At 49.2% G+C, this 8985-nt stretch carries 8 protein-coding genes; all 8 read left to right on the top strand.

Translation table 11 applies throughout. The annotated features are described in order from the left end of the window. Positions 1-602: FAD-linked oxidase C-terminal domain-containing protein (locus PMI05_RS01120; protein ID WP_039959944.1), on the top strand; the 602-nt coding region annotated here is incomplete at its 5' end. Next, entirely contained in the window at positions 595-1890 is a 1296-nt protein-coding gene (locus tag PMI05_RS01115; RefSeq protein ID WP_007716176.1) for a (Fe-S)-binding protein, read from the top strand. The genes PMI05_RS01120 and PMI05_RS01115, both read left to right, overlap by 8 nt. 268 nt (positions 1891-2158) lie before the next feature. After that, positions 2159-3418 (top strand): transcriptional regulator, encoded by a 1260-nt coding sequence (locus tag PMI05_RS01110; protein ID WP_238543228.1) that lies wholly within the window; start codon positions 2159-2161, stop codon positions 3416-3418. A gap of 60 nt (positions 3419-3478) precedes the next feature. Next, on the top strand, positions 3479-4429 hold the full coding sequence (locus PMI05_RS01105; RefSeq protein ID WP_007716172.1) for an ABC transporter permease: 951 nt from the start codon (positions 3479-3481) through the stop codon (positions 4427-4429). A 13-nt stretch (positions 4430-4442) separates the two neighbouring features. Next, positions 4443-5339, top strand: a complete 897-nt coding sequence (locus PMI05_RS01100; RefSeq protein WP_007716171.1) for an ABC transporter permease — start codon at positions 4443-4445, stop codon at positions 5337-5339. 21 nt (positions 5340-5360) lie between these two features. Continuing rightward, positions 5361-6368 carry an ABC transporter ATP-binding protein gene (locus PMI05_RS01095; protein ID WP_007716170.1) on the top strand — a complete coding sequence of 336 codons (1008 nt, stop codon included), beginning with the start codon at positions 5361-5363 and terminating at the stop codon, positions 6366-6368. After that, the gene (locus PMI05_RS01090; protein ID WP_007716169.1) at positions 6358-7341 is read left to right on the top strand and encodes an ABC transporter ATP-binding protein; all 984 of its coding nucleotides are present in this window, start codon (positions 6358-6360) and stop codon (positions 7339-7341) included. Before PMI05_RS01095 ends, PMI05_RS01090 begins: the two co-directional genes overlap by 11 nt. 30 nt (positions 7342-7371) lie before the next feature. Beyond that, entirely contained in the window at positions 7372-8973 is a 1602-nt protein-coding gene (locus PMI05_RS01085; RefSeq protein ID WP_007716166.1) for an amidohydrolase family protein, read from the top strand. Positions 8974-8985 lie beyond the last annotated feature (12 nt).

Here is an 8985-nt window from a genome sequence, read left to right as displayed (position 1 = left end):
ATGTGGCGGCGATCCTCCTGATCGGTCAGGACGGAGAGCCACAGACGGTAGATCGGGACATGGAGCAGATCGCTGCTATTTGCAAAAAGAATGATGCCGTTCAAATCAAGGTAGCGACGACAGCCGAGGAAGCGGATGAGGTAATGACTGCTAGACGCAGTGCGCTCGCCGCATTGTCACGGATGCGTCCAACGACCATTTTGGAGGACGCGACCGTTCCCCGCGCCGCGATAGCACCGATGGTCGCCGCGATCCAAGAGATTACAGAGCGTTACGGACTGCAAATATGCACCTTTGGCCATGCAGGAGACGGCAATTTACATCCGACCTGCATGACAGACGCTCGCAACACGGAAGAGATCGAGCGCGTCGAGCACGCCTTCGAGGAAATTTTCGCGGCGGCAATCGATTTGGGGGGAACGATTACGGGAGAGCATGGCGTTGGGATCGTCAAGGCACCGTATTTGGAGTGGAAAGTAGGAGCCGCAGGTATGGAGATCATGCAAGGCATCAAGCACGCTTTCGATCCTCACAATCTCCTGAACCCTGACAAGATGTTTGCCAAACAGTCCCGGAACAGAGTGGTGGTTCAGCGTGCTTAAAGAAGCCTTGGTAAATAAACTTGATTACGATGAACTGTCCAACTGTATGCGCTGTGGCTTCTGTCAGCCAGCTTGTCCGACCTTTCGAGAAACAGGCTATGAGGCAGCTTCTCCACGAGGTCGCATTGCCTTGATGAAAGCCGTAGCAGACGGTGTCATGGAGCCGGACAAAGATTTCGTCGATCAAATGAATCTGTGTCTAGGCTGTCGAGCATGTGAGCCGGTATGCCCAGCAGGTGTGCCGTACGGTCAGTTGATCGAACAGACGAGAGAAGCGATCGAAGAGGTGCAGGAGCATCCATGGTGGGTCAAAGCCGTCCGCAAGCTCGCGTTTTTCCACATGTTCCCTCATCAAAAGCGCATGTACCAACTCGGCGGACTCTTGCGCTTCTATCAGCGCTCAGGTGCGCAAAAAGCCGTTCGCAAGCTGGGAGTGTTATCCATCCTGCCAAAGCAAATGCGGGAAATGGAAGCGATCATGCCTGAAGCATCTGGAAAAGGAATCGTGGACTTTTTCGGTGGCACGGTTATTCCAGCTGTAGGCGAGCGCAAGTATCGCGTAGGAATGTTTCACGGCTGCATCATGGATGTCCTATTCAATGAGACGAATCGCAACACGGTGCGGCTTCTGAGTGAGGCAGGCTGTGAGGTCATCATCGCTCCTGATCAGGTGTGTTGCGGTGCTCTCCATGCACATAGCGGTGAACGTGAACAGGCACGCAATCTGGCGCGAAAAAATGTGGCTGCTTTTCACAAGGCTAATGTGGATATCATTGTATCCAATGCAGGCGGTTGTGGGGCGATGCTGCAAGAATACGACCATTTGCTGGCGGAAGATGCCGACTGGCAGGAGAAGGCACAATGGTTCGCTTCACGCGTGAAGGATATTAGCGAAGTGCTTGCACTCCTCGTCGAGCCAAAAACATGGCAATCATTGCCGCAGCGGATCACCTATCAATCCTCCTGTCACCTGCGCAACGGGATGAAGGTGACAAAAGAGCCGGTGAACCTGCTGCAAGGCATTCCGGGAGCCACATACGTACAGCTTCGCGAGGGAGATCGCTGCTGCGGCTCTGCGGGCATTTACAATCTGGTGCAGCCTGAGATGGCCGGGAGCCTCTTGGATGAAAAAATGGGTCATGTAGCGGCTACCCAAGCAGACATTCTCGTGACCTCGAATCCGGGCTGTCTGTTGCAGATGAAAGCAGGCATTCATCGAGCTGGACTGGAAGGAAAGATGGAGGCCGTGCACATCGTCGATTTATTGGCGCGTGTCAGCCAGAAATAATAGGATCTCTTAACGAGAAGACGTGTAGGGAAGCATTCCGGAAGACGGAGTGGCTCCTTACACGTTTTTTTAATAAAAAAGGGGATAAAAGGACTATTAACGGAAATTGCATGTAAGAATGGCCGAATGTATGATAATAGAAAGAATTTTTGAAAAATTTAATAAAATGTATGTTGGCAGTAAAAAATCTGAGAGAAAGTGGTAGGGAACGATGGAAATAAAAGTTGCAGTAATAGGTCCTTACGATTTGCTTGATGAGGTTTTGCATATGGCAACAACATTTCCGGCCTTAATATTGCTCCCCCTCGGTTACAAAGATGTTCAGGAGGTTAAACAGCTTGTCCTTTCCTGCAAGGAAGAGGTGGATGTCTTTTTATTTGCTGGTCCGATTCCATACCAAATTGCTCGTGAACACGTTGATGGTCCAAAGCCGATGGTTTACCTGCCTTACAATGGAACGAGTCTCTACCGCGTGTTCTTTCAATTGCTGCGAGATAGCGGGACTCTACTGAAAGATAGTCGGTTGCGGTTCAGTATCGATGTTCTGTCTTTACAAGAGATTGAACAAAGGTTGGATGAGCTTTCTATACCTGTGGATCGTATGTACACGATGGAATATCGGCAAGAGCAGAGCGCTGGCGACATTCTTCAGTTTCATTACGACTTATGGACAAGTAACAAGATAGACGCGATTTTCACTTGCGTGGCATCTGTTTATTGGGAGCTTCGAAGATTAGGAATCCCCTGTTATCGTGTGACCCCCACCAAATCTACGATTCAAGACGGTTTGTATCGAGCGCAAATGGAAGGAAAGAACCTCCAGTTAAATGATACGCAGATCGCAATTGGCATCATCAATATTGAAAACATCGTGAAAAAATGGCATTCATCCGAATATGAGCTTCAGCGAAAGAAAATCGCGATCCAGGAAATTTTGATTGATTATGGGGAAGAAATTCAAGCCTTGATGAACTGGCCGGATCGAAATGAAGTCATCTTCGTTACGACTCGAGGAGTTATTGAACGGACGACGAGCATGTTTACGCGGTTCCCTCTGTTAGAGAGAATTGTAAACCGTTTAAACATTTCGGCCAGTATCGGAATTGGGCTGGGCCGAACCGCGAACGAGGCGCAAAGCAAAGCCGGGGAAGCTCTCTCCAAAGCAAAGGCCGGCGGAGGAGGAAGCTGTTTTATCGCTATGCATGATGGCAATGTTGTCGGACCGCTGGGTGAAGAATTTCAGTTAGCGTACTCCCTCCGAAGCAACAATCCAGAGCGTTTGGATGCCGCCCGAAAATCAGGTTTGAGCGTCGGGACGATCAACAAACTGATCTCCTTTTGCCAAAACTACGGCAGCTCACAAATAACCGCAGCTGACCTCGCTAGTCGATTTGGCGTTTCATTACGCAGTGCCAGACGGATTTTAAGCAAATTGGAGCAGAGTCAATTGGCAATGGTCGTCGGTGAAGAGCAGCCGATCTGTAAAGGAAGGCCCCGTCAGGTCTATGATCTGAAACTGCATATATGAATGCTGAGTTTTACACGTTCATGGTTTTTAATCGATGACAATTGAGGGGGAAAGACGAAAATGGGAGGTTATTTGCTTAAGCGTGTCGTGTCCTTATTACCTGTCCTTCTGGTTGTAGCGGTTGTTGATTTTATTATCATTCATCTTACCCCTGGTGACCCTGCTTCTGTCATTCTGGGGGCACAGGCTACGGAAGAAGAATTAGCAAAATTACGAGAGCAGCTAGGTTTAAATCTTCCCATCTATATCCGCTTTTTCGAATGGATAGGGGGCTTGCTGCAAGGGGATTTAGGCTGGTCGATTTTTATGGATAAGCCTGTGACAGAAGCGATATGGGAGCATTTAGGGCCTACCCTTTCATTAACAATTATGGCTGAGATCATCGCGATTCTGTTTGCGATCCCCTTGGGTGTGATGGCTGCCAATCGTCGAGGCACTTGGATGGATCAATCGTTTATGACATTTGCTTTACTGGGAATCTCGCTTCCTAGCTTCTGGATCGGATTGAATCTGATCTTGCTTTTCGCTGTCCAACTGAATTGGCTCCCTGCAGCAGGCTATCAACCGATGTCCAATGGACTCCTGAATCATTTTAAATACTTGATCATGCCCGCGATATCACTTGGCATTATGCAAGGGGCTTTAATTGCGCGAATGACGCGATCCTCCATGCTGGAAGTGTTGAACGAAAATTACATTCGAACGGCAGAAGCAAAAGGCTTGAAGATGTGGATTGTCACCTATAAGCATGCGCTTCGCAATGCCTTCATCCCCATCCTTACGGTAATCGGACTTTCGTTTGCGACGCTGATCGGGGGAGCAGTCGTGACTGAAACCGTCTTTAACATACCTGGGATCGGCAAGCTCATTGTCAATTCTGTTTTAAGACGGGATTACGAGGTCATCCAGGGAACCGTGCTCATGATTGCAACAGCGTATGTTCTCATCAATCTCATCGTTGATTTGCTTTACGCTTATATCGATCCACGTGTGCGATACGACAAGAGCTAAGGGGGATGGATGAATGGAAACATCTTCGGTAACGATTGCCACAAGCCAACCTGTTGCACCTTCGAGGTATCACGTAAGAGTTGCCATGAATCGGTTTTTCGCAAACAGATTGGCTGTCTCCGGGAGTATTCTCGTTTTGTTTATCACCTTCATTTGTGTCCTTGCTCCTTTGCTCACCTCCTATGATCCACTCGAAATGAAAGTACAGGATCGACTCAAACCGCCCAGCGCAAGTCATTGGTTCGGTACGGACGAGTTTGGCCGAGATGTTTTTACCCGTGTTGTGTACGGAAGCAGAATTTCGATGGGGGTTGGATTCTTAGTAGTCGTGATTACTTCCGTCGTGGGATTAATATTTGGGCTGTATTCAGCCTACTACCGAAGATTGGACAACTTCCTCATGCGGATTAATGACGGCTTAATGGCATTTCCCGCGATATTGCTGGCCATTGCGATACTGGCCGCACTCGGTCCGAAAATGAGCAATGTGATTATCGCCCTGAGTGTGGTGTATATTCCAACGGTAGCCCGAGCGATCAGATCGGTAGCGATAACGGTGAGGGAGCAGACGTATATCGAGGCGATTCATGCGCTGGGTGGGAAGTCATGGAGGGTCATTTGGCTGCATATCGCACCGAACTGCCTGTCTCCTCTGATTGTCCAGGCAACGTTCGTTTTTGCGTATGCCGTCATTACGGAAGCCTCCCTGAGCTTCTTGGGAGCGGGAACTCCGCCGCCTGAGCCAAGCTGGGGAAACATTTTAAATGACGGTAGAACGATCATGAAGCAAGCATGGTGGATGACTGTTTTTCCCGGACTGTCCATCATGACAACCGTACTGGGGCTCAACCTGCTCGGAGATGGCCTCCGCGATTTATTGGACCCGCATACGAATCGAGCAAAAAAATAAGCGCTGCAAGGCGGGAAGGGGATGATTCATGTGACATTGTTGGAAGTGAAAAACTTGAGAACGACCTTTTCCACAGAGCTGGGTCAGGTGACAGCTGTAGATGGGGTTTCCTTTCAGGTGGATTCCGGCGAGACGGTCGGATTGGTTGGGGAATCGGGGTGCGGAAAAAGTGTGACCTCCTTGTCGATCTTACGGCTGTTCCGAAAACTCAGTGGAACGAAGCTTACAGGCGAAATCTTTTTTGAGCAAAAAGAGCTGCTGCAATCATCCATGGAAGAGCTGCAAGAGATACGCGGCAATCGGATATCGATGATCTTCCAAGACCCGATGAGCTCGCTCAATCCTGTCTATACCATAGGAAACCAAATTGCCGAATCGCTCATGCTGCATCAAAAGCTGTCCAAAAAGGCTGCGCAGGAAAAAACGATTGAGATGCTTACTTTGGTAGGCATTCCTTCACCGGAAAAGAGGGTGAACGACTATCCTCATCAGCTCTCAGGCGGGATGAGGCAGCGTGTCATGATCGCCATGGGCTTGTGCTGCCAGCCCAAGCTGTTGATTGCCGATGAACCGACGACCGCATTGGACGTTACCATTCAAGCGCAAATTCTTGAATTGATGCTCGGTCTGCAAAAGCAATTACAAATGGGAATCCTGCTAATCACCCATGATCTTGGCGTCGTTGCGGAAGTGTGCGATCGGGTTCTGGTCATGTATTTGGGGCAGATCGTAGAAGAAGCTTCTGTGGACACCTTGTTTGAGAATCCGAAGCATCCCTATACGATTGGTTTGATGAAATCGATCCCGACCATTGATGGCAATCGCGGTAAGAAGCTCCATGTGATAGAAGGCATTGTTCCGTCGCTCCATCAGATTCCAAAAGGGTGTCGTTTTGCACCCAGATGTCCGCTGGCAGATGAAAAGTGCAGGCAGTATCCTCCAGACTTGTTCGAAATAGCGGACGGGCATCAGGTTCGATGCTGGCATCACGAAAGAATCGGGTTGGGAGGCGTTGTATTTGGCAGCTAAGGAGAAAACAGCGGTACCACTTTTACAGGTATCCAATTTAGTGAAGCATTTTCCGATCAAAGGGGGCTACTTTCAAGAGAAAGCGTACGTAAAAGCGGTCAGCAATCTTTCCTTGAAAATATACAAAGGGGAAACCTACGGGCTGGTTGGAGAATCTGGATGTGGAAAAAGCACAACGGGCCGCATGATCCTTCGCTTGCTAGAACCAACGTCTGGCAGTGTGCAATACAAAGGGCAGGACATCACTCAATTCTCGGATGAAGAACTCAGAAACGCCAGAAAAGAAATGCAGATCATTTTTCAAGACCCGTATTCAGCGCTAAATCCCCGCAAACAAATAGGCAAAGCCATCGCTGAACCGATGAGTATTTTCAATTTGGGAGAGAAAAGGCAGCATAAGCAGCTTGTCCTTGACCTTCTTCGTAAAGTGGGACTACAGCTAGAGCATTACGATCGATATCCGCATGAGTTTTCAGGTGGACAAAGACAGCGGATCGTGCTGGCGCGTGCATTAGCCGTTAATCCTGCCTTCATCGTATGTGATGAACCTGTTTCCGCACTCGATGTCTCTATTCAGTCTCAGATTCTCAATTTATTGCAACAGCTGCAAGAAGATTTTCAACTCACCTATTTATTCATCGCACATGACCTCAGCGTCGTCCGACATATTTCTGATCGAGTCGGCGTGATGTACCTGGGGCATTTAGTAGAAGAAGCCCCTACGGATGCCTTGTTCTCCCAACCACTGCACCCTTATACCCGAGCGCTATTGTCAGCTGTTCCAGAGCCGAATCCCAAGAAAAAGAAAGAGAGGATCGTCCTCTCAAGCGAGGTTCCCTCCCCTATCCATCTGCCAAAAGGCTGCGTGTTTCATCCGAGATGTCCACAAGCGATCGCCACCTGTAAGGAAGTCGTTCCGGTTTTGCGGGAAATGGGTACGGGCCATCGTGTCGCTTGTCATCTCGTCTCATAAAAATTGCAAGGACAGAGAGGAGCAAGAAGAATGTTGGATATCGTTATTCGGAATGGTCAGGTGTACGACGGAACTGGTAATCCGTGGACCCGGTTGGACATCGGTATTAAGGACGGAAGGATTGTGAAGATTGGACAGCTTCACGACACAGAAGCCGTGCTAGAGATCGAGGCAGAAGGGCTGGTTGTTTCTCCCGGTTTTATTGACACGCATGTACATTCTGACTTGCTGTGCACGAAGCCGGATATGCACAAAATCAAGGTGCTGCAAGGAGTAACGACAGAGCTGCTCGGGCAAGACGGTATTTCTGTTGCCCCTGTTAATGAACAGACGAAGCCTTTATGGCAAAAACAACTCCGCGGGTTGAACGGTGACATTGGAGACTGGCCTTGGCATTCGATTGACGAGTACCTCCAGTTTTTAAGCCGCTCTACGCTGGCGGGAAATGTCGCTTACCTGGTTCCCCACGGTGCTGTGCGAACACTTGTGATGGGGTTTGAGGGACGAAGGGCTACGACAGAAGAGATGCAAAAGATGCGTGAGCTCGTAGAAGAGGGAATGCGACAAGGAGCAGTCGGCCTGTCGTCAGGGCTTGTGTATCCGCCTAATTTGTTTTCGTGCAAAGAAGAGCTCATCGAGTTATGCAAAGGAGCAGCCAAATATGATGGATGCTTCGTCGTCCATATGCGAAATGAAAGTAATCACATTCTCGAAGCGCTCGACGAGATGATCGATGTTGCACGCCGTTCAAGTGTGCGTCTGCATATTTCTCATTTCAAGGTGATTGGCCGAAACAATCGTGACAACTTCCAGCAGGCATTAGATAAAATGGATCAAGCCCGCACTGAGGGCATCGAGATCACCTTTGATCAGTATCCGTACACAGCAGGATCAACCGTATTACATGCCTTGTTGCCCCCGTGGATGCACAATGGAGGTACAGAGGAGCTGCTCGCCAAGCTGCAAGACCCGGAGATTCGCAGGCGGATTAAAGATGACTTCGAGAACAACCATGATTTTGAAAACTGGGTAGAGAGCTGCGGCTGGGGAAATATCGTGATTGCGTCTGTCACTTCTGAGAAAAACCGTGTGGTAGAGGGGAAGAATCTACTGGAAATTGCCCAGATGCGTGGAACAACGCCTGCTGATGCTGTCTTTGAGCTGTTGCTGGAGGAAAATGCCGGGGTCACGATGGTCATTTCATGGGGCGAAGAGGAAGATATCACGAACGCGCTTAAACATCCATTGCAAATCGTCGGTTCGGACGGGATATTCGGCGGAAAACCGCATCCAAGGCTCTACGGAACCTTCCCGCGAATACTAGGGCGGTTTGTCAGGGAACAAGAAATTCTCACGATGTCTGAAGCCATTCGTCATATGACAGGAGCGCCTGCGCAGCTGCTTCGACTCAAGGATCGAGGATTCATTACTGAAGGGTATTGGGCTGATATTGTTATTTTTGAACCGAAAACGGTTGCAGATCAAGCGACCTACGAGCAGCCGCTCCTTGAGCCGATCGGGATCAAATATGTACTAGTGAACGGGAAAATGGCGGTGGATCGCTCGTCCTTCACTGGCTTGACCGCGGGTACAGTAATCCGCAATGAAGAGATCAGTTTGAAAATAACCTGAAAATTCGATTAA

It is taken from the genome of Brevibacillus sp. BC25, from assembly GCF_000282075.1.
GTDB lineage: Bacteria > Bacillota > Bacilli > Brevibacillales > Brevibacillaceae > Brevibacillus.
This window is presented reverse-complemented; position numbering and strand designations above follow the sequence as displayed.

Excerpts from the sequence above, each read along its gene's own strand:
- PMI05_RS01110 (WP_238543228.1), top strand. The coding sequence starts at position 2,159 with ATGGCAACAACATTTCCGGCCTTAATATTGCTCCCCCTCGGTTACAAA.
- PMI05_RS01105 (WP_007716172.1), top strand. The coding sequence starts at position 3,479 with ATGGGAGGTTATTTGCTTAAGCGTGTCGTGTCCTTATTACCTGTCCTT.
- PMI05_RS01100 (WP_007716171.1), top strand. The coding sequence starts at position 4,443 with ATGGAAACATCTTCGGTAACGATTGCCACAAGCCAACCTGTTGCACCT.
- PMI05_RS01095 (WP_007716170.1), top strand. The coding sequence starts at position 5,361 with ATGATTCATGTGACATTGTTGGAAGTGAAAAACTTGAGAACGACCTTT.
- PMI05_RS01085 (WP_007716166.1), top strand. The coding sequence starts at position 7,372 with ATGTTGGATATCGTTATTCGGAATGGTCAGGTGTACGACGGAACTGGT.